At 58.2% G+C, this 22,257-nt stretch carries 25 protein-coding genes; 19 read left to right on the forward strand and 6 right to left on the reverse strand.

The genetic code is table 11. The features are described 5' to 3' along the window. The first annotated feature begins 7 nt into the window (after nucleotides 1-7). Nucleotides 8-2,167, forward strand: a complete 2,160-nt coding sequence (traD, locus tag AB4P94_RS27275) for a type IV conjugative transfer system coupling protein TraD (RefSeq protein ID WP_016973541.1) — start codon at nucleotides 8-10, stop codon at nucleotides 2,165-2,167. A 40-nt stretch (nucleotides 2,168-2,207) separates the two neighbouring features. Continuing rightward, nucleotides 2,208-2,936 carry a TIGR03747 family integrating conjugative element membrane protein gene (locus AB4P94_RS27280; protein ID WP_395608336.1) on the forward strand — a complete coding sequence of 243 codons (729 nt, stop codon included), beginning with the start codon at nucleotides 2,208-2,210 and terminating at the stop codon, nucleotides 2,934-2,936. Nucleotides 2,937-2,955: 19 nt separating this feature from the next. On the opposite strand, the gene AB4P94_RS27285 is transcribed toward AB4P94_RS27280, so the two are convergent. Next, nucleotides 2,956-3,537: a hypothetical protein gene (locus tag AB4P94_RS27285; protein ID WP_080520663.1), complete on the reverse strand. Its 582-nt coding sequence runs from the start codon at nucleotides 3,535-3,537 to the stop codon at nucleotides 2,956-2,958. A gap of 297 nt (nucleotides 3,538-3,834) precedes the next feature. Here AB4P94_RS27285 and AB4P94_RS27290 point away from each other — a divergent pair, with 297 nt between their 5' ends. From AB4P94_RS27290 to AB4P94_RS27330, 9 genes are read left to right on the forward strand one after another with little or no spacing between them, the layout of a single operon-like run. After that, the gene (locus AB4P94_RS27290; RefSeq protein ID WP_016973543.1) at nucleotides 3,835-4,170 is read left to right on the forward strand and encodes an RAQPRD family integrative conjugative element protein; all 336 of its coding nucleotides are present in this window, start codon (nucleotides 3,835-3,837) and stop codon (nucleotides 4,168-4,170) included. Then, nucleotides 4,167-4,406, forward strand: a complete 240-nt coding sequence (locus AB4P94_RS27295) for a TIGR03758 family integrating conjugative element protein (RefSeq protein WP_016973544.1) — start codon at nucleotides 4,167-4,169, stop codon at nucleotides 4,404-4,406. The genes AB4P94_RS27290 and AB4P94_RS27295 overlap by 4 nt, the downstream gene beginning before the upstream one ends. Before the next feature lie 17 nt (nucleotides 4,407-4,423). Then, entirely contained in the window at nucleotides 4,424-4,795 is a 372-nt protein-coding gene (locus AB4P94_RS27300) for a TIGR03745 family integrating conjugative element membrane protein (RefSeq protein WP_016973545.1), read from the forward strand. A gap of 7 nt (nucleotides 4,796-4,802) precedes the next feature. Further along, on the forward strand, nucleotides 4,803-5,216 hold the full coding sequence (locus AB4P94_RS27305) for a TIGR03750 family conjugal transfer protein (RefSeq protein ID WP_016973546.1): 414 nt from the start codon (nucleotides 4,803-4,805) through the stop codon (nucleotides 5,214-5,216). Further along, on the forward strand, nucleotides 5,213-5,854 hold the full coding sequence (locus AB4P94_RS27310) for a PFL_4703 family integrating conjugative element protein (protein ID WP_177007289.1): 642 nt from the start codon (nucleotides 5,213-5,215) through the stop codon (nucleotides 5,852-5,854). The genes AB4P94_RS27305 and AB4P94_RS27310 overlap by 4 nt, the downstream gene beginning before the upstream one ends. Next, nucleotides 5,851-6,663: a TIGR03749 family integrating conjugative element protein gene (locus tag AB4P94_RS27315; protein WP_016973548.1), complete on the forward strand. Its 813-nt coding sequence runs from the start codon at nucleotides 5,851-5,853 to the stop codon at nucleotides 6,661-6,663. The genes AB4P94_RS27310 and AB4P94_RS27315 overlap by 4 nt, the downstream gene beginning before the upstream one ends. Continuing rightward, a complete protein-coding gene (locus AB4P94_RS27320; protein ID WP_016973549.1) occupies nucleotides 6,653-8,170 on the forward strand; it encodes a TIGR03752 family integrating conjugative element protein in 1,518 nt (505 codons plus the stop codon). Before AB4P94_RS27315 ends, AB4P94_RS27320 begins: the two co-directional genes overlap by 11 nt. Then, a complete protein-coding gene (locus AB4P94_RS27325; RefSeq protein ID WP_080520661.1) occupies nucleotides 8,133-8,549 on the forward strand; it encodes a TIGR03751 family conjugal transfer lipoprotein in 417 nt (138 codons plus the stop codon). The genes AB4P94_RS27320 and AB4P94_RS27325 overlap by 38 nt, the downstream gene beginning before the upstream one ends. Continuing rightward, nucleotides 8,549-11,302 carry a conjugative transfer ATPase gene (locus AB4P94_RS27330; protein ID WP_016973550.1) on the forward strand — a complete coding sequence of 918 codons (2,754 nt, stop codon included), beginning with the start codon at nucleotides 8,549-8,551 and terminating at the stop codon, nucleotides 11,300-11,302. The genes AB4P94_RS27325 and AB4P94_RS27330 overlap by 1 nt, the downstream gene beginning before the upstream one ends. Nucleotides 11,303-11,338: 36 nt before the next feature. Here the strand turns inward: AB4P94_RS27330 and AB4P94_RS27335 are convergent, their stop codons facing one another. The 3 genes from AB4P94_RS27335 to AB4P94_RS27345 all read right to left on the reverse strand — a co-directional run bounded on the left by AB4P94_RS27335 (nucleotide 11,339) and on the right by AB4P94_RS27345 (nucleotide 12,736). Then, on the reverse strand, nucleotides 11,339-12,073 hold the full coding sequence (locus AB4P94_RS27335) for a zeta toxin family protein (RefSeq protein WP_016973551.1): 735 nt from the start codon (nucleotides 12,071-12,073) through the stop codon (nucleotides 11,339-11,341). Next, nucleotides 12,070-12,333, reverse strand: a complete 264-nt coding sequence (locus AB4P94_RS27340) for a hypothetical protein (RefSeq protein WP_016973552.1) — start codon at nucleotides 12,331-12,333, stop codon at nucleotides 12,070-12,072. The genes AB4P94_RS27335 and AB4P94_RS27340 overlap by 4 nt, the downstream gene beginning before the upstream one ends. 145 nt (nucleotides 12,334-12,478) lie before the next feature. Beyond that, nucleotides 12,479-12,736, reverse strand: coding sequence for a LasR-specific antiactivator QslA (locus tag AB4P94_RS27345; RefSeq protein ID WP_016973553.1), 258 nt, complete (start codon nucleotides 12,734-12,736; stop codon nucleotides 12,479-12,481). 169 nt (nucleotides 12,737-12,905) lie between these two features. On the opposite strand from AB4P94_RS27345, the gene AB4P94_RS27350 reads away from it, so the two are divergent. From AB4P94_RS27350 to AB4P94_RS27370, 5 genes are all read left to right on the forward strand, one after another. Beyond that, complete coding sequence (locus tag AB4P94_RS27350; RefSeq protein WP_016973554.1) at nucleotides 12,906-13,160, forward strand: helix-turn-helix domain-containing protein; 255 nt, start codon at nucleotides 12,906-12,908, stop codon at nucleotides 13,158-13,160. 105 nt (nucleotides 13,161-13,265) lie between these two features. Then, nucleotides 13,266-14,222 carry a TIGR03756 family integrating conjugative element protein gene (locus AB4P94_RS27355; protein WP_031320304.1) on the forward strand — a complete coding sequence of 319 codons (957 nt, stop codon included), beginning with the start codon at nucleotides 13,266-13,268 and terminating at the stop codon, nucleotides 14,220-14,222. Further along, nucleotides 14,219-15,601: an integrating conjugative element protein gene (locus AB4P94_RS27360; RefSeq protein ID WP_031320306.1), complete on the forward strand. Its 1,383-nt coding sequence runs from the start codon at nucleotides 14,219-14,221 to the stop codon at nucleotides 15,599-15,601. Before AB4P94_RS27355 ends, AB4P94_RS27360 begins: the two co-directional genes overlap by 4 nt. A 3-nt stretch (nucleotides 15,602-15,604) precedes the next feature. Further along, on the forward strand, nucleotides 15,605-15,913 hold the full coding sequence (locus AB4P94_RS27365; protein ID WP_016973557.1) for a hypothetical protein: 309 nt from the start codon (nucleotides 15,605-15,607) through the stop codon (nucleotides 15,911-15,913). 10 nt (nucleotides 15,914-15,923) lie between these two features. Further along, nucleotides 15,924-17,462 (forward strand): conjugal transfer protein TraG N-terminal domain-containing protein, encoded by a 1,539-nt coding sequence (locus AB4P94_RS27370; RefSeq protein ID WP_016973558.1) that lies wholly within the window; start codon nucleotides 15,924-15,926, stop codon nucleotides 17,460-17,462. On the opposite strand, the gene AB4P94_RS27375 is transcribed toward AB4P94_RS27370, so the two are convergent. Beyond that, the gene (locus tag AB4P94_RS27375; protein WP_081493190.1) at nucleotides 17,455-17,862 is read right to left on the reverse strand and encodes a DUF3742 family protein; all 408 of its coding nucleotides are present in this window, start codon (nucleotides 17,860-17,862) and stop codon (nucleotides 17,455-17,457) included. The genes AB4P94_RS27370 and AB4P94_RS27375 overlap by 8 nt on opposite strands. A 456-nt stretch (nucleotides 17,863-18,318) precedes the next feature. On the opposite strand from AB4P94_RS27375, the gene AB4P94_RS27380 reads away from it, so the two are divergent. Next, on the forward strand, nucleotides 18,319-18,657 hold the full coding sequence (locus AB4P94_RS27380; protein ID WP_016973560.1) for a hypothetical protein: 339 nt from the start codon (nucleotides 18,319-18,321) through the stop codon (nucleotides 18,655-18,657). 125 nt (nucleotides 18,658-18,782) lie between these two features. Continuing rightward, the gene (locus AB4P94_RS27385) at nucleotides 18,783-19,763 is read left to right on the forward strand and encodes an ArdC family protein (protein ID WP_080520658.1); all 981 of its coding nucleotides are present in this window, start codon (nucleotides 18,783-18,785) and stop codon (nucleotides 19,761-19,763) included. A 292-nt stretch (nucleotides 19,764-20,055) separates the two neighbouring features. Here the strand turns inward: AB4P94_RS27385 and AB4P94_RS27390 are convergent, their stop codons facing one another. Continuing rightward, a complete protein-coding gene (locus AB4P94_RS27390) occupies nucleotides 20,056-20,250 on the reverse strand; it encodes a hypothetical protein (RefSeq protein WP_031320307.1) in 195 nt (64 codons plus the stop codon). 230 nt (nucleotides 20,251-20,480) lie between these two features. On the opposite strand from AB4P94_RS27390, the gene mobH reads away from it, so the two are divergent. Continuing rightward, a complete protein-coding gene (mobH, locus tag AB4P94_RS27395) occupies nucleotides 20,481-22,211 on the forward strand; it encodes a MobH family relaxase (RefSeq protein WP_016973562.1) in 1,731 nt (576 codons plus the stop codon). The last annotated feature ends 46 nt before the right edge of the window (nucleotides 22,212-22,257 follow it).

Raw genomic sequence — 22,257 nt, forward strand, 5'->3', positions numbered from 1 at the left:
CCCGGTCATGACCGAACATGCAATGGAATCCAAGCTCCGGCCAGCGGTGGAGCTGTACACCGTAGCGATCTGCATCGCCGCCGCGGTGCTGTGCGTGTATTCGCCCTGGGCCGTGGCCCTATCACCCGAGATCGGTCTGGTTGCAGCGCTGGCCTACGCCCTATTCGGCCTCATCCGCCTGCGACAAGCCTGGGAGGTGCTACGCTATCGGCGCAATATCCGTCGCCTACCCCGCTACGAACTGACCAGCCGACAGATTCCGGTCAGCCGCAAACGTCTATTCATGGGTCCCGGCTTTCGCTGGACCCGCCTGCACACCCAGCGCTTGGTCGAGGCCCAGGATCCGGCAGTCGCCCACTATGTCGAGCAACCGACCACCTACCGCCTGGCCCGAGGACTCGAACGGCGCCTGGAGCATGCACCGTTTCCGCTCTCGACATTGGCCCGTGTCACCGCCTGGGACAGTGCCTTCAATCCGTTGCGCCCTTTGCCCTCGGTAGGTGGCTCGCCGCTGTTGCATGGGGTCGAGCCCAATGAAACGGAGGTCAGTCTGCCACTGGGCGAACGGGTCGGACACACCCTGGTGCTCGGCACTACTCGTGTCGGCAAGACGCGACTTGCCGAGGTGTACATCACTCAGGACATTCACCGTGTTGAACATGAGGTAGTGATTGTCTTCGATCCGAAGGGCGATGCCGACTTGCTCAAACGGATGTATGTCGAAGCCAAGCGCGCCGGTCGGGAGAAGGAATTCTATGTTTTCCATCTAGGCTGGCCAGAGATCTCCGCGCGTTACAACGCCGTAGGACGTTTCGGGCGAATTTCGGAAGTGGCGTCGCGCATCGCCGGGCAGCTCAGCGGTGAAGGCAACTCTGCGGCCTTTCGTGAGTTCGCCTGGCGTTTCGTCAACATCATCGCCCGCGCTCTGATCGAGTTGGGCCGGCGTCCAGACTACCTGCAGATCCAGCGACATGTGGTCAACATCGACGCCCTGTTCATCGAGTACGCCCAGCAGTTTTTCGCCAAGACCGACCCGAAGGCGTGGGAAGTGATCGTCCAGCTCGAAGGCAAGCTCACCGAGAAAAACATTCCCCGGCATATGGTGGGACGCGATAAGCGCGTGGTGGCCATCGAGCAGTACCTGGCGGCCAAACGGGTATTTGATCCGGTAATGGACGGGCTGCGTTCGGCAGTGCGCTACGACCGTACTTACTTCGACAAGATTGTTGCCTCGCTACTACCGCTGCTGGAAAAACTCACCACCGGCAAGACCGCCCAGTTACTGGCCCCCAACTACACCGATTTAGATGACCCGCGGCCGATCTTCGACTGGATGCAGATCATCCGAAAACGCGGCATCGTCTACGTCGGCCTCGATGCGTTGACCGACGCCGAGGTGGCCGCCGCCGTGGGCAACTCCATGTTTGCCGATCTGGTCTCAGTGGCCGGGCATATCTACAAACACGGCATCGATCATGGCCTGCCCGCATCAGGCAGCAGCAGTGACAAGCTACCGATCAACCTGCACGCCGATGAGTTCAACGAGTTGATGGGCGATGAATTCATTCCGCTGATCAACAAGGGCGGCGGCGCGGGTATCCAAGTGACGGCGTACACCCAAACCCTCAGCGATATCGAAGCGCGTATCGGCAACCGCGCCAAAGCCGGCCAGGTCATCGGCAACTTCAACACGCTGCAGATGCTCCGCGTGCGCGAAACCGCCACCGCTGAGCTGCTCACCCAACAGTTGCCCAAGATCAACGTGCTGACCAAGACCCTGGTCTCGGGGGCCACCGACACCTCCGATCCGGAGGCCAACACGGATTTCACCTCGTCCTCCCAAGACCGGGTCAGCAGCACCAGCGTGCCACTGATCGAACCGGCCCATATCGTCAGCTTACCCAAGGGGCAAATGTTCTCGTTCCAGGTGGGCGGTCAGCTCTGGAAAGTCCGCATGCCTCTGCCCAAACCTTCGCCAGACGATGCCATGCCCAAGGATCTTCAAGAGCTCACTCAGCGGATGCGCGTCAGCTACAACGAACAGGCGGGGCACTGGTGGAGTGCAAGTGGCGGCGGTCCGACGCTAGACTTCGATCCAGATCGGGTTACGCCTCCAAGCACTCCTTCAGCGCTGGATGCAAGTGTTCCTGCTAAGGAAGCCCTATGACGCCGTCGGCCCTACAGTGCATCTCGTGGATTCAAGGAGGATGACTTCATCTCAGCGCCCTCCACCGCAACCCATCCAGAGCCCAGGGCTGATCGTCTCGGCGATTAGCCTGGTCCTGCGCATTATCGGTTTGTTGATCGCCTCGTTGCTGCTCTCGATTCTAATCGAGTGGGCCGGTCTGCTGCTGTTCTGGGGCGATCAAGGCTGGCGACACAGTCAGGCGATGATGAGCAGCGAACTGGGCTGGTTCAGTGAGCACTTCACATCCTCACTGATTATCCAACAGCCTGGACAGACGATTGTCCAGTGGTTGGATTTCCTCAAGCAGTGGTTACTGGTCAAGACCGGTTTTACGGATTTTGCCCAGCAGGCTCGAGTCTCGAGCCAGGGCAACGGCTTATGGAGCGGGATCAATCAGCTCTACGTGAACATCGAGGACTTTGTGCTGGCAGCGGTGTACGTCAGCTTCACCTTCGTGGTGCGCCTGACCATTCTGGCCCTGGCCACACCCTTGTTTCTGCTGGCGATGTTCACCGGCTTTATCGACGGCCTGATGCACCGTGACCTGCGAAAATTTGGAGCCGGGCGAGAGAGCAGTTTTGTCTATCACCGCGCCAAGCGGGCAGTGATGCCATTGCTGATCGTGCCGTGGATCATTTATCTCTCTCTACCCTTCTCGCTCAATCCTATAGCCGTATTTTTGCCGTGCGCGGTGACGCTCGGAATAACGACAGCTATCACCGCGGCGACGTTTAAAAAATACATCTGATAAACGTATTGCTGGCGTGTTAGACCATTCCGGTGAGTTTGGCCAACACCGCGACGATGTAGCCGCCAATGATAGACAAACCAACAATACCCAACGGCCGCTGCCACCAATCACCGCTAGAGGACGGCGGCATAGATTGCTGATAGAAATTTATCTGTCCGACCTGATTCGCGTTGACTTGGGTCGCTACGCCATTTTGCATCGAATTGCGCCACTGAGCCTCCTCAAGACGTTCGAGTTGAACCTGAACACGCCTCTTGAGTTGGCTCGCGGAAAGGAGAATTTGCTTTCCAATAATCATCACACCCAGCAAACCGAAAAACAGCAAATTTCCATAGCTGAGCGGGTTTTCCTGGCTGAGGGTCGGCGCGTGCTGCCACACAAAACCGATGTAGGGTGATGTGGCCTGATAAATGTCGGCTACTAAATTTTGCACAACCCCTCCCAGATGCCCAAAAATCTTTGTGCCAGCGAGAATCTCTGCTTGACGGTGCAAAAAAATCAACGATGAAACCAAATAAAATAGCGCACCGAAAACTATCAAGGAGAAACCCACGGCCTGTCGAATACGGTACCGCCGAATTGCTTGTTGGATGTTCACTCTTTGCACTCACTTTTCGTTAACTGATTTCGTCCGCGCTTATCTGCGCCCTCCTAACGATGGTGTTAGTAGAGTCAAACGTTAACGGCTACTGATCGTTTTTCATGAGTAACCGAGGCCGAACTTGCGGTCCAATCGCGTCATTTTCCGCGTTTTATAGCGCTCGATACGGTTTCCGAACTCGCTACTGATCAGAGACTGTGCCGAAATAAAATGACGCAGCGTGTTTCGTGTTTCTTACTGCTGAGCCTTGGACATTAGTTGAATGCTGGCCCCATCTTCAAATGGGCCATCCACATGCCAACTACATTTTTCCGAATCTGCTCGCTGTTCATATTGATGACGTTCCATAGCGGCGGCTACGCCGCATCTGCGCATGAGCAGGATCAGTTCAGTCTTATTCTGCATCAACTCGCCATTCTCGAGCGCCTAACAACGCAAGCTGAGGCAGCCAGCACGGCCGAACCGGACGAACGCTATCGCTTCGACTATCCCCAGTTCGTTCGAGACATACAGCGCGTCCGTTTTGGTGTGCAGGGCTATCTCTCCCCTTCCCGTGCTCAACCCCGCGATCCCGCTGAGCTGGTCGGTGAATACCGTCTCGACACATTGTCTGTGGAGTCGGCGCCATGAGCATGACCGACGCCCAAAGCTCAGCGTTCCAAAACGCCTCCGGCTTCTCGGCACAGAGCAGTTCGACGCTCTGGATCTCGCTGATTCTCGTCCTGGCGTTGCTCTGGTGCGCCTGGGTGATATGGACCGCTTACCGGGGCTGGGCCGCCGGCAGTGTGCGCTTCGGCGCCTTGGGCGGCAGTGCCGCACGCGTACTGCTCACCTTACTGGTTTTGATGTTCTTCACCCTGTCCTAACACCGGAGATCGCCGTCATGCTCAAGTGCCTTGCCCCTCTGAAAAACAACCTGCGCGATGGTGCCAGCCAGCGCTTGATCGGTCTGCTGCTGGTGCTCGGTCCAAGTTTGGCTTTTGCCGAGCTTCCCACCATGGAAGCTCCTTCACGTGGTGAAGGATCCGGCTTGATCGATACGATCAAAAACTACGCCTACGACGGCGGCATCCTGCTCGGCCTGCTGATCGCCTTGCTTGCGTTTCTTGGCGTGGCTTGGCACTCGCTGACGGTGTATGCCGACGTGCAAAATCAGCGCAAGACTTGGAAAGACCTCGGTGCCGTGGTTGGTATCGGCGCCCTACTGGTGGTGATCATCATCTGGTTCCTGACCAAGGCAGCCGCGATTCTTTGAGGTCGACATGAACGACACTATCGAACACCTCGTCGACGGCACCTTGGTCTTTCTGCCTGAGCGACTCAATCGTGATCCCGCCGTGCTGCGCGGTTTGACCAACGACGAGATGTGGGTGGCGCTCGGTGGCGGTGCGGTCATTGGTCTGCTGCTGGGCATTCCGCTGGCGATCGCCACCGCCTCCATTGCTGTGGCGCCAACCGGCATGATCGCAGGCATGGCGCTGGTGTTATTTGCCGGCGGCACGCTTTTGCGTCGGGCCAAACGGGCCCGCCCCGAAACCTGGTTGTATCGCAAGCTCGAATGGGTACTCGCCAGCCGTTGGCGTCTGAGCCGCGGGAGTTTGATCCTTCACTCCGGTGCCTGGACGGTTCGTCGTTCCCGCCGACTGCGCCCTGCCCTGTCTCGGTGGCAGTCATGAGCCGATTTCGAAACAAGGTGGATGCCCAACAGGCGCATATCTTCAGCCTGCGTCTGGCGGTAATGGTCCTTGCCCTGGTCTGTGCCGGACTCTGGTATGGCTGGCGCTCGGCACCGACCGATTTGACCGTGCATGTCCCCCCGGATCTGCGCTCGGGCAGCACACGCAAGTGGTGGGATATTCCCTCAGAGAATGTCTATGCCTTTGCCCTGTACATCTTTGGCCAACTCAACCGCTGGCCCTCAGACGGCGAGCAGGACTATCGCCGCGCCATCTATGGCTTGCAGTCCTACCTGACACCCGCCTGCAAGGCCTTTCTCGATGGCGACTACGAGTACCGCAAGGCTGCCGGCGAACTGCGCCAGCGGGTGCGTGGCGTCTACGAAATCCTGGGCCGAGGCTACAGCGAGGATCCGGAACTCAGGGTCAAGCAACTCGACCGCGACAGCTGGCTGGTCAAGCTCGACCTCAATGCCGATGAGTATTACGCAGCGGAGCCGGTGAAACGGGTGGTGGTGCGTTATCCATTACGCGTGGTGCGTTTCGACCTGGACCCCGAACGCAATAAGTGGGGGCTGGCACTGGATTGTTATCAGGGCACGCCGCAAAAAATCGCCCTGCCGGGAGGTGAACCATGAAGCGGATGTCTACCCTGGGACTGACCGTCGTACTGATGCTATGGGGAGTTGCGGCGCAGGCCATCGAGCTGATGCATTGGGAACGCCTCCCCCTCGCGGTCCCACTGGTGATCAATCAGGAGCGGGTGGTTTTTATCGATGAGGCTGTTCGAGTCGGCGTGCCCTCAACCCTGACGGGCAAGCTGCGCGTGCAATCAACTGGCGGCACACTGTACCTGCGCGCGTCGGAAGCTATCGCACCGACCCGCCTGCAACTGCAATCAATCACGACGGGCGAGATCATCCTGCTGGATATCGCGGCCACGCCTGGCGATCAACCGCTGGAGCCCGTGCGTATTCTCAAGAATGCTCCGATGCAGGCTACCGAGGCTGAATCTAACACCGTGCCTGTTCCAGAACGCACGCCGATCCCGGTCGCGTTGACGCGCTATGCCGCGCAAAGCCTGTACGCGCCGCTGCGCACCGTAGAACCCTTGCCCGGCGTCCGCCGCCTCCCGCTCAAGCTGCGCACCGAACTGCCGACCCTGCTGCCGACCGAAAACGTGTCCAGCACGCCCATCGCCGCCTGGCGACTCGGTGATTTCTGGGTGACGGCGGTGAAGTTGCGCAATCGTGGTCCAGCGACGGTGCAACTCGATCCGCGTCGGCTTCAGGCCACGCTGTTCGCCGCGACCTTCCAGCATGCTTTCCTCGGGCCGCTCGGCAGTGCTGAAGACACCACGGTTGCCTACCTCATCACCCGCGGAGCCGGCCTCGAACACGCCGTGCTGCTCCCGCCCGTTGCGCGAGGGGCTGACGATGAAAGCTAACGCCTTGCTCAAATGGCTGGTACCGGCTGCGCTACTGGCCGTGGTGTTGATCATTTTGAAAACCTGGGTCGCGGGTAGTAACGCTCCCTCTTCAAAAAGCACGGTAGATCAGGGCAACCTTCAGCTATCCGCCGAGCAAGCCAAGTCGCTCGGCATTGCTGGCGATACCCCACGCGACACCGTCGCCACCCTGGTCGGCCAAGTGAAGGCCATGCGCAGCGACATGCTCGGGTTGAAGAAACACAACGATTCACTGCAGACGGAAAACAACCGCCTGCGCGAACGGGAAAACAGTGTCGATTCGCGTATCCAGACGGCTCTGGGCAGCGTGACCCAGCAGGTCGACGAAGGCCGTCGACAAGCCAATGAGGTCCGACTCAAAGCAGAACAAGACAGTCGTCAGGCTCGCGGTCTACTGACGCAATTGCAGGAACAGCTGTCGGGGCTGTCCGGCAAAGCCAAGGACATGCCGATCGGACTGGGGCTTGAGCCGGGTGATGGGGCTCAGTTCGACGGGCAGCATCCTGCTGTTGATGCGCTGCAGTGGATTGAACCCTCGGATACTCCGGCCACCGACGCCCGAGGCAAAACCAAGACTTCCTCCGCAATGAGTCTGCCTACCGCGTTCAACTCGCTGGAAGGCTCAAACGATAACGCGATTGATCGCAGCCAGAAACAGCTACGTGTTGTCACCAAGGGTGAGCGCGACCTGACGCGATCCGTTGATCGTACCGAAGGCGCGAAGCCGGTCTACACCATTCCCGAAAACGCGACATTGATGGGTTCGGTCGCCATGACCGCGCTGATCGGCCGAGTCCCGGTGGACGGCACCGTGAATGATCCCTATCCCTTCAAGGTACTGGTCGGTCCGGAGAACCTGACCGCCAACGGCATCGACCTGCCGGACGTCGCGGGTGCCGTAATGAGCGGCACGGCGTCCGGTGACTGGACGTTGTCTTGCGTACGCGGACAGGTCGAGTCGATCACCTTTGTGTTCACCGATGGCACCATCCGCACGGTGCCTCAGCCGAAGGCGGTAGCCAGCCGCAATGCCTCCACCACCCAGAGTTCGAGTACCGACAAAATCCGTGGCGGACTCGGTTACCTGTCCGATCCGTACGGTATTCCGTGCATTGCCGGCGAGCGCCGCTCGAACGCCCAACAATATCTCGGCAGCCAGAGTTTGATCACCGCGGCCGGCGCGGGTGTCGCCGCCTTGCTCGGAGATGAGCAGAGCAACAGCAGCGTGATCAGTTCGGGCGGCAGTACGCTCGGGGTCACCAGCAGCAGTGGCAATAGCGCGCTGAATTCAATTCTCAGCGGCGGGGTCAGCGACATCCGCGAGTGGGTCAACAAACTGTATGGCGAGGCCTTTGCTGCCGTGTACGTGCCACCGGCCGCCCAAGTCGCACTGCACCTCGACCATGAGATCACCATCGACTACGAGCCCAAGGGCCGGAGCGTTCGCCATGAAAAAGACCGTACTTCCCTGCCTGACCTGGATTAGCGTGTTCTGCTGGGTCCTGGCGGGGTGTTCCACCGACAAGGAGACGCTGCTGCCCCATGGCGAGCAAACCATGCTGGACATCTGGAACGGTGACGGTTCGCAAGGCACTCAGCTGCAACTGCTGGAAGCTCGGCAGCAGTTACGCCGCCCGCTGGCCCCGGCAGATTTCTCCGTTGCTCTCCAAGAAGCGTACACGCGCACAGCGGCGAACGAGATCCGCAATTTGTTCCCTCGCTTGCCCAATCCCGATCTAGTGCTGTACGTGTATCCGCATTTGAGTGGTACCGAGCAGGCACCGGTGCCGGGTTACTCGACTGTTTTTCCGTTCTACCAGCGGGTGCAATACGCATTACCGGGTGAACGTCAGGAAGACTTGTAGTGCGTACCGGCGAATCGGGCAAACGCACATCTGCGTGGAAAGCCTGGCGCCACCCATTGCGACCTCGCGCCACCTTGACCGATGAAGCTGCACTGTATGCGCACAATCCTAGCTTCACCGATCACCTGCCTTGGGTGGAATACCTCGAAACCGAACAGTGTTTTCTACTGGATGACAATCGCTCGGTGGGTGCGGTGTTCGAGTTGCTGCCCCTCGGCACTGAAGGGCGCGAACCCGATTGTCTGATGGCGGCCCGCGATGCCCTAGAGGATGCCCTGCAGGACAGTTTCGATGAGCTGGATCAAGCGCCTTGGGTGGCGCAGTTTTTCTGCCAGGACGACAACGACTTCACCCCCTACCTGACCCGGCTCACCGAGTATATTCAGGACAGCGCGCGAGGCACGGTCTTTACCGAGGCATTTCTCGAACTCTGCCGCCGTCACCTTAAGGCCATCGCCAAGCCCGGCGGTCTGTTTGAAGATAAGGTGATGACACGCCTGCCCTGGCGTGGCAATAACCGCCGGGTGCGCCTGGTGGTCTATCGCTGGCTCGAGTCTGACGCTGAGGAAACGGGGCTCACTCCGGAGCAATCCCTACAACAGGCTTGCGAACGTATCGGTGCTTCGTTGCAGGCGTGCGGCGTGCAATCGACGCGAGTCGATGGCCGAGGTCTGTATGCCTGGTTATTGCCCTGGTTCAATCCGGCACCCAGGCTCACCGAGGAAGCGCCCGAGGAGTTCTACCGCCGCGTGGCCTATCCGGAGTCGAACGACGGCGAGTCGCTGGAACTGCCCTTCGACCACGATTTCGCCGAGCGCCTATTCTTCAACTTACCTCGTTCAGACGTCCAACGCGGACTCTGGTTTTTCGACGATCAGCCCCATCAGGTCATGGTGGTGGACAAACTGCGGCGGGCACCCTTGATTGGTCAACTTACCGGCGAAACCCGCAAGGGTGACGCGCTGAATGCGCTGTTCGACCAGTTACCCGAAGGTACGGTGATGAGTCTGACCCTGGTGGTCAAACCGCAAGATGTGCTCGAGGACCAGTTGAACCGCCTGGCGCGCAAAGCCATCGGGGAAAACCTGGCCTCGACCCAGACCCGCCAAGATGTCGAAGAGGCTCGCGCGATCATCGGTCGCCAGCACAAGCTGTACCGAGGAACCCTGGCGTTCTACGTGCGCGGTCAGGATCAACAGCAACTGCACCAGCGCTCGGTCAACCTGGCCAGCGCACTGCTGAGTGCGGGGCTACAACCGGTACGCGAAGGCGATGAAGTCGCCGCCTGCAACAGTTACCTACGTTGGTTACCGATGGCGTACAACCCGGCCCGCGACACGCGCAACTGGTACACGCGCCTGATGTTCGCCCAGCACCTGGCGAACCTGGCCCCCATCTGGGGCCGCAGCACCGGCACCGGCCATCCGGGTATCACCCTGTTCAACCGCGGCGGTTCGCCACTGAGCTTTGATCCGTTGTCGCGCCTGGACCGGGCCATGAACGGCCATCTGCTACTGTTCGGCCCCACCGGCGCCGGCAAGTCGGCCACCCTGGTCACCCTGCTGATGCAGGTCATGGCGGTGTACCGCCCTCGCCTGTTTATCGTCGAGGCCGGTAACTCATTCGGCTTGCAGGGCGACTACTTCGCGACATTGGGTCTGTCGGTCAACAAGGTCCAATTGAAACCTGGCGCCTCGGTCAGTCTCGCGCCGTTCGCCGATGCCGGGCGGCTGGTCGAGCAGCCGGATCAGGTGGCGAGTCTGTCGATCGATGAGCTGGACGACGAGGTGGTAACCAATCGCGAAGACCAGCGCGATGTTCTTGGCGAACTGGAAATCACCGCCCGCCTGATGATCACCGGCGGCGAGGCCAAGGAAGAGGCGCGCCTGAGTCGAGCCGATCGCAGCTTGATTCGCGAGTGCATTCTCGATGCGGCGCAGACCTGTGTCGCAGCGAACCGCCAGGTGCTGACCCGCGACGTGCGCAACGCTTTGCTGCGCGTCGCCGCCGACCCGCACCTGCCGGAAAAACGTCGCGAACGCGCCCAGGAGATGGGCGAGTCCATCGACCTGTTTTGCCAGGGTTTCGAAGGGGAACTGTTCGATCGCGAAGGCATGCCTTGGGCCGAGAGCGATGTGACCATCGTCGACCTGGCCACCTATGCTCGTGAAGGCTACGAAGCACAGATGTCCATTAGCTACATCAGCCTGATGAACACCGTGAACAACCTTGCCGAGCGCGACCAGTACCTGGGCCGACCGATCATCATGGTCACCGACGAGGGCCATATCATCACCAAGAACCCGCTGCTGGCGCCATTCGTGGTCAAGGGCACGAAGATGTGGCGCAAGCTCGGCGCGTGGTTCTGGCTCGCCACACAGAACCTTGCCGACTTCCCCACGGCCGCGCAGACCATGCTCAACATGATCGAATGGTGGATTTGTTTGAACATGCCGCCCGCGGAAATCGAAGAGATCGCGCGCTTCAAGAAACTCACGCCGGCGCAGAAAGCCTTGTTGCTCTCCGCCAGTAAGGAGCCAGGGAAATACACTGAGGGGGTCGTGCTGTCAAAGAAGCTCGAAACGCTGTTTCGGGCCGTACCGCCTAGCCTTTATCTCGCTCTGGCTATGACGGAGCCCGAGGAAAAAGCCGAGCGTTGGACTCTGATGCAGGAGCACGGCTGCTCAGAGCTGGAAGCGGCTTACCGGGTAGCCGAACGGATCGATAGCGCGCGAGGAATAGAGCCGATCTAAGGGAGCAGTAGCACACCGCTCTAGCCTATCCAGCAGCTAGCCATTGGACACCTTTTCAACGTAGGCATCCATGAACCAGTCAGGAACCTCATCAACCTTGAATTCAAGGTCAGTTCCATCCGTAACTTCGGCCAGCAGCACCAGATCGGCACCGGAGTTATCGAAGATGTAGGCCCGGTTCGAAGCGGCAATAGCCGCAGGCAACAGGTTCAAGCAACGGGCGTAGCGCTGGACAATTTTCTCGGTGGGAACTGGGTGTCCACCTGCCGCAACACGGTTCTTGACCCTGTTGATATTGATGTCTGGGTCTTCAGTTGCCACGAAGTAGAGGTAGGTTCGGTACCCCGACGCTCTCGCCTTGAGCATAAAAGCGACTTTGTCTTCGCTGGACATCACCGTCTCGAAGGTGAAAGACAGTTGCTCTTCGAGGAGCTTGTTCCGAATGAAGTCGGAGAGCACGGAGGCAAAATAGGAGTTCATCGCGACCGCCTGAAAATTCAGGCCGTTGCCGCTAAAGCCTATTTTGGCCGCCTCCTCATCGAGCCTGGCGGACCTGACCAGCCGATGCTCTCGAATGAAACCGAGGATTTCATCACTCTCAGCTTCCAGTTGAAAATCACTGAACTCCAGACGGCCGCTCTCTTTGGCAGCCTTCTCGATTTCATCCGGGTTAATATATATGCCGATCAAGTGGGAAGGGATGGCACTTTTCATCGTGCTCTTGCCGGAGCCGTTGGGTCCAGCAAAGACCCTCAAGCGAGGGACAATCATGAGCAGCGGCGCACCTTGATGACACCACCCTGCGTCACTTTGTGCTTGGGTTTAGCCACCCGAATGACCTTGTGCTTACCGTCGGCAGTCGTTTCAACAAGCATGCCGTTCACGACTTCCATCACGCTACGGCCAGCAGCCAGCGCGTTGATATAGGCGGTATTGATGGCGCCTTCAGCCATGACCGGGATCTTATTCTCCAGCCTGCTCACCAGGTCATCACTCAACACTTCGTCACTCGACACTCGTTTGGCTTTCATATCGCGCTCCACGTTCTCAGAGCGTGCAGAATTTGCACTTAATCAGAATCTTAGCTACGTGAACCTGTTGGTAACAGGGCAAAGGCTGGTTCTGTCGACTCCATTCTAGAGGAATGGCGTCTGGAACCATACCTTTCAAGAGTTTTTAATGTGACACGCTCTGAAGCCGCTGCTGAATCCTCAACAGGAATCCGGCTTCAAACGCATCCTGGCAGTCGCCAACAGGAAACGTCTTGCGGGTTTGCGCCAGCTCCCACCACAGGGGTATCTCGCCGGGCGTATCAAGCCAAGCCTGGGCGCATTGCACGCCACGTTCGATCATCGGGGCAAACTCGCTGCCCCAAGGTGTCAGAAGACTCGGGCAACCATCCGCCGCGGGAATTGAAATGTAGTTTTCGTCCATACACACCCTAGATTGCTGATTTTATTGTTAGACGCTGGACCCAATCTGGAAATCATAACGAAACAAAATGAACGCTCGATAACAGACATCAGCATCAAATGGCCTAGATCAATACCAATGTAGACTATATCCCGTGGATTGAGAGTCCCTCAAGGCGCAATTTGCGCGCATGACTCAAGACTACGAACAGCTGCGTCTGCAACTGGCGGAAAACATCCGCTTGATGCGACGCGTGAAAAACCTTACCCAAGAGCAGCTGGCGCTCATGGCCGAGGTCGATCGCACCTACGTCAGTCAAATCGAACGATGCACGGGCAATCCGTCGCTGATGGTCCTGTGCAAGCTCGCCAATATTCTCGAAATCACCACAGATCAGCTACTTGTAGAACCCGACATCCTACGAAGCGTCCTTCACGTCAAATAATAGTCTCACGTCTCACAAATCCGATAGATCCGCCTTCATAATTTCCACTGACAGTCTTCAGTCCGTAACCGAACCTGCCCAGGCCATACATTGAGTACCTGGATCATGCCTGTTGACTGCTCGTCAATCCCGCCTACGAAGCTACGGCCCTTGGCCCTGGGTATCCTGCTGGCGTGTGGCCCAAGCATGGCGATGGACACCCCTAGCATCATCTCCTCCGTGCTTTCGCCAAACTGCCTCGCCTACAGGGTCGTCGGCATTTGTTTCTGGCTGCTCTGCACGCCCTTCGGCTGCTCAATCAAGACCTCGACCAAGGTTCGTCATTTCATTCCTGAGCTGGTGGTCACGAGCTACGCCACCACCGGCAACAACCCCTGGACCGAGATGGCTACACTCTCCGCTCCCATCAGCGGCGCGGAGGGTGGCGGCAACCTGATCACCCCAAACACCCACCGCGACAACCTGCCTCGTTTCAAAAACGTCGATGGCATCGGCCACCCCGGTGGCTGGGCCGCCACGCAATTGGCTTCTCAATCTGGCTATGCCTGCGCCAGCGGTGCAACTGCGTTCATGCCCTACTACCTTAGCACCCTGGACTCGCTGGCCTGGCGCCATGGCATACCGGAAAGTCTTTACCCCGAGTCGCTCATGCCGGGGATCCGTGAAATCGGTCGGCAGGCTTCGGGAAACATGTGGGGGAACCTTTATCCCCGGCAAGGCTTTCTGGTACAGCCCGACGACTTCAAGGCGGCCGCTGTCATGACACAACGGGCCGGCGATGTGATTACCCGTAACGGACAGCCGCATGTGTACTTACCGCTCACGCCCGCGAAAGGCGACGGCTACTGGCCGCCTGGCCCGATCGTTGAAAACGACGCGTCGACCCACAAATGGCAATTACTCTTCCCTCAGGTTCAGTCCACGTGTGCCATCTTCCCCAGCGATCCGGTACAGAGCGCGGATGGCGGCTACGCCTGGTCGCTGTGGCGGCCCTACAGCTGCTGCAAACGCGAGGGGCAGACATTTCTGTTTAGCATCGACTTCGAAGGCGGTGCTTCATGAGTCAGCCTCGCGCGCGGCCCAGGTTGGGTGTAATGAGTCTGTTGCTCTACGGACTGCTCGCCATGGCCACGCATGCCCACGCTGCCGAGGACAATTACCGTCTGGGCACGCAGGGCGAAGTGCTCGACGACCGGGTGATGTACACCATCGGCGGCGGTTCGGCAGTGGGCTCACCCAGCTCGCTCTACCGACCCAGCGGTCTCGGCGTCGGCGGGGCCTGGCGAGCAAACATGATGTGCGGCAATATGAGCCTCACCAACACCCTGCAAAACCAGCTGAACGGCGCCACCGAAGGTTTTCAGCAGATCATGGGCAGCATCGTGCAGAACGCGACCCAAGCGGTGATGTCGCTGCCGGCGTTGATCATCCAGCGTGCCAACCCCGGCCTCTATGAGTTACTCAGTAACGGGGTGATGCAGGGGCGTATCGACTTCGACCGCTCCAAGCTGACCTGCCAGGCCATGGCCGAAAAGATGGCCGACAAAGTCGGCCAAGCCGGTTGGGGCGCGTTGGCCAAAAACCAGGAGATGCAGGGCAATCTGGAGCAAACCGGCGGTGATGCAGTGGCCGCGGTGAAAAACACCGAGACTCATAACGGCAACAATGGAGTGTCCTGGATCGGCGGTTCCAAGGCTGGAGGCAGCGGGCAGACGCCCATTCGGGTGACCGCCGACGTGGTGCGCGCGGGTTATAACCTGCTGCATAACCGTTCGGTGGATGACAGCGCCTCGATCAGTAGCAATGATTGTCTGGGTGGGGCTATTTGCCAGACATGGACCTCGCCCCAGGAGGAATCCGAATGGGCCGTTCGGGTGTTGGGCGAGAGCGAAGTCGCGACCTGCGACGCCTGCGAAACCCTACGTGCTACCGCTGGCAGTGGGCTAACGCCGCTGATCCAGGAGGCCTACAGCGAACATCTCAAGGCCCTGCAAGGACTGCTGTCGGGCGCTCTACCACCAACCCCTGACAAGCTGACTAAAGCCTCCAGCCCGATGCTGCCGGTGACCCGTGGTGTGATCGAAGCCCTGCGCGACGATCCCGACCAGGAACTCCTAGCACGACGACTGGCCAGTGAAACGGCCATGTCTAGCGTACTCGACAAGGCCCTGCTGCTATTGCGTACGCTGCTGGCGGGCAGTCACGAACCGAACATCGCTTCCGCCGAGCCGGCTCAGACCGCCTTGACGAAAAATATCGACGCCTTGGAGCGCGAAATACGCCTGCTACAAACCGAACTGCAGGTCCGGCAGATGCTCGCTACCAACACTGCCAGCCTGGTGCTCGATCGGCATGCCGGTGGTGCCGATGCTTCGCGCACCGTCGAGCAAGGCGACCCTGAGCCGGGCCGACTCAATGATGCTGACGCCAGGCGCAAGTGAGTCATGAAACGCTCACCGCTATTCACTCTGCTTTCAGGTCTGGGGATTGCAGCACTGATGATCCTGACCGCCGCACTGGTCGCCTGGATCGGCCGCACTGCGCTGGGTAGCTTTGAGGTCTGGCAGCAGGCTTTCGAATCCGCACGGCCTTATCTGCAGTGGTGGCGCGCCCTGCTCTACGCCGCCCTCTTTGTGCTCTGGTGGGATCTGCTTCGGCGCTACCGACATCGACCACAGGATCGACGGCGCATGAAACGTATCGGGGCATTAGGGCTCGTGCTCTTTACCTGTGTCGAACTCACCCGACTGTGAGGTCACCACCATGCTCATGAGCACCAACAGCTACCTGGAGTTTTACCTCTCTCTCCTAGCCTGGATCATCAACAACGGCCTCTGGAGCGTCCTGTCCGACACAGGGCTATTCGCCGCGCCCTTTGGTGCAATTATCTTGCAGGAATGGTTGTCTGCCCGTCAGCAAGGTGCGGATGAGGGCAACAAGGGACTGCTCTCGGTGCCGAGGATCGAGAACCGGCTGTGGCTGGCCTACATCGTCGTCTTGTTCGGCTGCGCGCCGGTCTTTCCGCTGAGCCTCGCCTCAATGGCGTTCGAAGATGCGGCGAGCCAGCGCTGCGGCGTGAGTGTGGCCAAGCCAGCAGAAACAGCCTGGGGAACCACCTTCAATACCATCGGCGAACGCTCCGCTAATGTACCGATCTGGTGGTTTCTGGTGCATGCCTTGAGCAAAGGGGTGACTGCCGCGGCTACTGCCTCCATCCCCTGTGCACCGGATATCCGGCAGATGCGTATGGAGATCGACAGTTCGCGCATCAACAATCAGGTACTGCTGCAGGAAGTCGCCGACTTCACCCGCGACTGCTACGGCTATTCCCGATCTAGATTGTTTACCAATCGCCCGCAGCTGGACAAGGCGCAAAGTCACGACGCCTCCTGGATCGGCTCCAGCTATTTTCTCGACACGCCCGGCTATTACGACACCGATCGCTCACGCACACCGCGAGTCAGTTGGCCGTATGATGAAAATCGCGATGTCTCTCTGCCTCGATTAGAGAATGGCGCGGGCTACCCCACCTGCAAGCAGTGGTGGAATGATAGCGGTGTCGGGTTACGCGAACGCTTAATCGAGCAAGTTGATCCCTCGTTGCTGACTCAGCTGAAAGGTTGGTTGACTGGCCGTTCGAGCAACGAGATCGAGGATGCCACCTTGCGCGAGCTGGTCAGCCCGCGCCAGCAATCGATGTCCATGTCGCCCGGACAGGTGTATCAGGACTATGGCTCCAGCGCTCGTGGCGGCTCGGTCAATCAGGGGCTTAATAACCTGGCCACCAATACCGGATTGGCCCTCGGCTCCTTCAGCAACTTCCCGGCAATGAATGCGCTACGTGCAGCGCTGCCGATGGTGCAGGCTTTCTTGATCATGGGCGTGATCATCAGCTTGCCGCTGGTCCTGCTGGTCAGTACCTACCAGCTGAAGACCATCATGACCGTGACGTTCGCGCTGTTCACGCTGCACATGCTCACCTTCTGGTGGGAACTGGCCCGCTGGGTCGACTCCAGCATGCTCGACACCTTGTACAACCAGGTTTCGGCTTCCAATCAGGTGCTGTTATCGGTGCCCACATCCGGCCTCATGGATGGAACCGTCACGACGCAGGTGATCGAGTATGTGATGGGGGCGATGTTCTTGGTGCTCCCTGGACTGTTTTTGGTCGCCATGAGCTGGGCAGGCTACTCAATCGGCAACAGCCTTGAGGGGATGTTAGGTGGTGCAAGCAAAGCCGCGCATGGTGCAGCGGGCAAAGGAACAGATCAGTTGATGGGTGCTACGAAGAAACTCATCTGACGTCATCAGATGATTTGAAATGACCTATGTAGTGGCCATTGTCATCGTAGTTGCCAAGATAGGAGCTAGCACCAAGATAGTCCGGACCTGGATTATCCTTTTCAAAATCCGTGTCGATGACAGCCTTGGACTGCAGAAGAGCAATCACAGCGATCATCACCACAACAGAAGCGACCAGCCAGAAACCGATAAAGAGCAGCCCACCAACCAACGCCAACTTGGCAGTCAGAAAGCTCCCGCGAACCAGTAATTTACCTGCGGGTATACCTGCCGTTACCACACGCTCAGCCACGCAGGACTCAAACGTTTTTAACCTACGGTAACCACGCTTTACCGACATGCCACAGGCGTATACCCAGTAGTGGGCACGTGAATTCCGAACAGGTTGCTGAGTCGGCATGCTCTCGCCCTCGTCTGAGCGTTGTCATGGTTGAGACAGGAGTAACAGCCTACTACTGAAATCTGTCCGTGCCTGACCGTTTATCAGTTTGCCCAGCCGAAAAATCTTCACTGGAAGACAGAAGACAAGCCCCGTGAAACAGCTTCTCTACAGTGATTGACCCATATAAATCGTCCAGCTAAATACAAGGTACGGATCGCTGTTATCGACAGCACCTTCCCAGGTAGCCAGAGCCTTCAAGGCTACATCACTTCGGTGATGGTTCTCCCCAAGTGCGATTAGCGTTCGGTGGCTCGCACGGTGACCGTTTCGACGGTGATGAACGCCTACTTGCTCTCCTGAGCGCCTTTCGAGCTCTGCTCGCCAGGCAAACCTTCTTGTTTTTTTGCAACCCACTGCGGGGAAATCTTTCCCCGCACGGGACAGGTTTCTTCGCGTTTTCAACGGAGGCACACCATGTCCGATTCACTTACGCCGGAAGCACTGAACACCCTAAGGTTGCCCGTTGTGTTCACGCCTGGCGCGTGGCAACGCGCAGTACTACTCGAGCGCTCAGATCATCCTGAGACGCTGCAGGTCGATCAGTTGAGCCACGTATTGCGCGCAGCCTTCGAGGCTCACCTGGCCTCTCCACGCGAGCCCTATGTGCCGTTCGAGGTAGTCCACATTCAATCAACGGATCACTCAGACCAAGACCTGTTGCTGCAATTGAGTCTCAGCCTACTCCAAGAACCGGGTCAGCCTGGCGCCTTGCTGATAGCACTTGCAGGAGAGGCCAACGCAAAACGCACATAACCGAACTTGGCGCTCAAATTCAAATTCGGACAGCAGGCAAGACCTGCATCAATCCACCCTTCACCCAACCGGGGAACCCTCCCCGACGGGCAAGGCGTTCCTCCGTTTTCTCTCGAGGAAATGCCATGCACGATATCTACCAAGACGTGACTGACAAGATCGTTACCGCCTTGGACCAAGGCGTAACTCCCTGGATCAAACCCTGGTCCTCAAGTGGCTCAGCTGACGTCCGTCATCATCAACCTTACCCCATTAACGCCATCACGCGTCGTCCGTATTCGGGTATCAATTTACCGTTGCTCTGGGCTGAGGCCAGATTACAGGGGTTCACTCAAGATCGTTGGCTGACCTTCAACCAAGCCAAAAAGGCCGGTGGGCACATTCGTAAGGGTGAGCACAGCGCCCTGGCAGTGCTCTACAAGCCGATGGAGCGCGAGGAACAGACCGAGTCAGGCCAGCCAGTACTGGATGAAAACGGTCAGTCCAAGGTTGCTCACTTTGGCCTTCTCAGGACGCATTTTCTGTTCAACATCGAGCAAACGGAGGGGCTCGAAGCGCTCAATGAAACCCTGCTCGAAACGGAATTGACCGATCCCTTCCAGGCCAACAGCGTTGCGGAAAATCTGCTGCTGAGTTCAGGTGCACGCATCGTTCATCGGCCGGCCGACGAAGCCTTTTACCACCCGATCAGGGATCTCATCCAACTGCCGACAAAAGCACAATTTCACGATGAAGGCGGGTACTACGCCACCGCACTGCACGAGCTGACGCACTGGACCGGACACCACTCGCGGTTGCAGCGCGAAGGCGTAACGTCAGCCTGTCCGTTCGGCTCGCCAGGCTACGCGTTTGAGGAGTTGATTGCCGAAATGGGCGCTGCTTTTTTATGCGCCTACACCGGTATACAGGGAGAGCTGCGGCACGAGGGCTACATCGACTCGTCGCTCGGCCTGCTCAAGGCTGACAAGCGCGCAATCTTTCGTGCCAGTGGCCAAGCTAGAGCCGCGTCAGAGTATGTACTCAATCTGAAGCAACAATTGGAGCAAGCAGTATTGGAGGAGCCCGCCGAGCAGAAGCGCCAACGTTTAATCGTGAGCAACTCTTAAACTCACCGCATCAAATGCTTCACAGGGCCCGACACGAGTTGGGCCTTTTTCTACTCGGCGATGACACATTAGCAGAGAGACCTCGCGCCCTTGGGAGACGTTCTTCGATGTCGGGATCGCATGCCATCAGCCATCATGAGCGCTATCGCTCAATTAATAATCACTCCATCGCAATCAGTGTGCTCCGCGGCATGCCGAGCTTTATCCACAGACATACCCACGCATTTCGTGGACAACTCACTCTCGCCACCGAGAGCCATTTCGAGAGCTGAACGCCCCGAACAGATTGTGGTCAGTCATCCAGGTTTTCCGCTAGAAACCCAACCAACTCAAGTGGTCTCCGGCTGTCGATCACCTGGTAGATCAGATCACGCTTACTGCGCGGCAACTTCTTGACCACGCTCTTCGCCGAGGCCCTGACGGCTTCGTCGGTCCCATGGATACGTGCCGCGAGCAGCAGTACGAGCGTGGCGTCAGTGAGGTTCATAGCAAGACCCGAGAAAATTCGCACACGCAGTGTACCGACTCTTTCCTTGGCCGTACCAGCACTCACCTCCAACAAAATGGCACCAGCGCAAATCGATATTCCGATTGCCGCACAAAGGGACCCAAGCCAAAAGGACGGGTAAGGGTTGGAAGGGAATGGGGACTCAAGGGTAAGAGCGCTATCCAAAAAGGCTAAAAGGCCACCGACCCAGCCAATTCCCGGAGGCCACAATGCTCAGTCTGTTTCGCCGCAAAAGGCAAAAGCCCCCTCCACCACCGACCGTGAGCGTCGCCGACGGTTACCTGCCCATTGAGTCGGCCCACAGTTTGTTAGCAGCGGAACACCGCCGCCAGTTGCTCGATCGCATCTGGCAATACACCGCCCTCTCCCACGTCCAATTCACCCAGCTCTATTTAAATCCGATCCATCGCTACGCCGAACAAGTCCAGCAACTCCCGGCCAGCGAGACGCACCACCATGCTTATCTCGGCGGCATGCTCGACCATGGACTGGAACTGGTCGCCTGCAGTTTGAAACTGCGTCAGTCGTATCTGCTTCCCACCGGCGCTGCGCCCGAAGACCAGGCCGCCCAGACTGACGCCTGGTCCGCTGGCATCGCCTATGGCGCCCTGCTGCATGACATCGGCAAGATCGCCGTGGACCTGCTGGTCGAACGCCAGGATGGCCGTGTTTGGCATCCTTGGCAGGGCTCCCTGGATCAGCCCTACCGTTTTCGTTACATCAAGGGTCGTGATTACCACTTGCACGCTGCCGCCGCAGGCTTGTTTTACACCCAAATTCTCGAGCGCCCAATCCTCGATTGGCTCAGTGGGTTTCCGCCACTTTGGGCCAGCCTGCTGTATGTCCTGGCCGGCCAATACGAACGTGCCGGCGTACTGGGTGAGCTGGTCATTCAAGCCGACCGCGTTTCCACTGCGCAGAACATTGGCGGTAACCCGAGCAAGGCGCTGCAAGCACCAACTCATTCGCTGCAACATCACTTGATCAGCGGACTACGTCATCTGGTTCAGCACGAGCTGAAACTTAACCAGCCGGGTGCCGCGGGATGGCTGACCCAGGACGCACTCTGGCTGGTCAGCAAGACGGTCACGGACAAGCTACGGGCCTATCTGCTGTCGCAAGCGATAGAGGGCATTCCCTCATCCAACATTGCCGTGTTCGACGAACTCCAGTCGCATGGTTTGGTTGAGTCCACCCCAGAAGGCAAAGCCATCTGGACTGCGCTCGTGGTACAGGGAGACTGGCAGCAGAGCTTCACCTTTCTGCGACTTCAACCGGCGTTGATTTGGGGAAGCGAAGACCGCCCTGAGGCTTTCACTGGAACAGTGAGCGTGGCACTCGATGACAATCAGCAGAACGCTCCGGTATCACCACCAGCCCCCAAGGCTGCCAATACAAAGTCAACTCAAAGCCCATCGCAGCCAGATCCCATGACGAGGGAGAATGCCGACTACCTCGGCACGCTGCTGGAAATGTTCGAGTTGGAAGAGCCTGAGGCCAGTGATGCACCGTCAGAAAGTGCTCTCGAAACTTCAACCCTCCCTTCGGATAACCCTGGCCAGGCATTTCTGAATTGGGTCAAGGAGGGCATCCAGAGCCACAAACTGATCATCAATGACAGCAAGGCCAAAATTCACACGGTAAGTGGCAGCGTATTACTGGTCACACCTGGCCTTTTCCAACGCTACGTCCATGAGTTTCCTGGTATCTCACAGGGGGCCGATCTAGAAATTGAAGAATGGCGCTGGGTGCAGAAGCAGTTTGAGAAACTGAAAGTCCACAGAAAGCGAGACGACGGTTTGAACATCTGGACTTGCCAAGTTGAAGGTCCTCGGAGAAAGGCCAAACTCAAAGGCTACTTTCTAGAAAAATCAGCAGCATTGTTCGAAACTGCACCTCTACCGGCAGACAATCCTTTTCTTAAAGTCGAAAAAACATAAATTTCAGTAATATCCCATTAACGCAATGATCGGCGCCTTACATGTA

The sequence above is a fragment of the Pseudomonas sp. B22129 genome, assembly GCF_044218875.1.
Taxonomy (GTDB): Bacteria; Pseudomonadota; Gammaproteobacteria; order Pseudomonadales; family Pseudomonadaceae; genus Aquipseudomonas.

Excerpts from the sequence above, each read along its gene's own strand:
- traD (WP_016973541.1), top strand. The coding sequence starts at position 8 with ATGACCGAACATGCAATGGAATCCAAGCTCCGGCCAGCGGTGGAGCTG.
- AB4P94_RS27280 (WP_395608336.1), top strand. The coding sequence starts at position 2,208 with ATGACTTCATCTCAGCGCCCTCCACCGCAACCCATCCAGAGCCCAGGG.
- AB4P94_RS27290 (WP_016973543.1), top strand. The coding sequence starts at position 3,835 with ATGCCAACTACATTTTTCCGAATCTGCTCGCTGTTCATATTGATGACG.
- AB4P94_RS27295 (WP_016973544.1), top strand. The coding sequence starts at position 4,167 with ATGAGCATGACCGACGCCCAAAGCTCAGCGTTCCAAAACGCCTCCGGC.
- AB4P94_RS27300 (WP_016973545.1), top strand. The coding sequence starts at position 4,424 with ATGCTCAAGTGCCTTGCCCCTCTGAAAAACAACCTGCGCGATGGTGCC.
- AB4P94_RS27305 (WP_016973546.1), top strand. The coding sequence starts at position 4,803 with ATGAACGACACTATCGAACACCTCGTCGACGGCACCTTGGTCTTTCTG.
- AB4P94_RS27310 (WP_177007289.1), top strand. The coding sequence starts at position 5,213 with ATGAGCCGATTTCGAAACAAGGTGGATGCCCAACAGGCGCATATCTTC.
- AB4P94_RS27315 (WP_016973548.1), top strand. The coding sequence starts at position 5,851 with ATGAAGCGGATGTCTACCCTGGGACTGACCGTCGTACTGATGCTATGG.
- AB4P94_RS27320 (WP_016973549.1), top strand. The coding sequence starts at position 6,653 with ATGAAAGCTAACGCCTTGCTCAAATGGCTGGTACCGGCTGCGCTACTG.
- AB4P94_RS27325 (WP_080520661.1), top strand. The coding sequence starts at position 8,133 with ATGAAAAAGACCGTACTTCCCTGCCTGACCTGGATTAGCGTGTTCTGC.
- AB4P94_RS27335 (WP_016973551.1), bottom strand. The coding sequence starts at position 12,073 with ATGATTGTCCCTCGCTTGAGGGTCTTTGCTGGACCCAACGGCTCCGGC.
- AB4P94_RS27340 (WP_016973552.1), bottom strand. The coding sequence starts at position 12,333 with ATGAAAGCCAAACGAGTGTCGAGTGACGAAGTGTTGAGTGATGACCTG.
- AB4P94_RS27345 (WP_016973553.1), bottom strand. The coding sequence starts at position 12,736 with ATGGACGAAAACTACATTTCAATTCCCGCGGCGGATGGTTGCCCGAGT.
- AB4P94_RS27350 (WP_016973554.1), top strand. The coding sequence starts at position 12,906 with ATGACTCAAGACTACGAACAGCTGCGTCTGCAACTGGCGGAAAACATC.
- AB4P94_RS27355 (WP_031320304.1), top strand. The coding sequence starts at position 13,266 with ATGCCTGTTGACTGCTCGTCAATCCCGCCTACGAAGCTACGGCCCTTG.
- AB4P94_RS27360 (WP_031320306.1), top strand. The coding sequence starts at position 14,219 with ATGAGTCAGCCTCGCGCGCGGCCCAGGTTGGGTGTAATGAGTCTGTTG.
- AB4P94_RS27365 (WP_016973557.1), top strand. The coding sequence starts at position 15,605 with ATGAAACGCTCACCGCTATTCACTCTGCTTTCAGGTCTGGGGATTGCA.
- AB4P94_RS27370 (WP_016973558.1), top strand. The coding sequence starts at position 15,924 with ATGCTCATGAGCACCAACAGCTACCTGGAGTTTTACCTCTCTCTCCTA.
- AB4P94_RS27375 (WP_081493190.1), bottom strand. The coding sequence starts at position 17,862 with ATGCCGACTCAGCAACCTGTTCGGAATTCACGTGCCCACTACTGGGTA.
- AB4P94_RS27380 (WP_016973560.1), top strand. The coding sequence starts at position 18,319 with ATGTCCGATTCACTTACGCCGGAAGCACTGAACACCCTAAGGTTGCCC.
- AB4P94_RS27385 (WP_080520658.1), top strand. The coding sequence starts at position 18,783 with ATGCACGATATCTACCAAGACGTGACTGACAAGATCGTTACCGCCTTG.
- AB4P94_RS27390 (WP_031320307.1), bottom strand. The coding sequence starts at position 20,250 with ATGAACCTCACTGACGCCACGCTCGTACTGCTGCTCGCGGCACGTATC.
- mobH (WP_016973562.1), top strand. The coding sequence starts at position 20,481 with ATGCTCAGTCTGTTTCGCCGCAAAAGGCAAAAGCCCCCTCCACCACCG.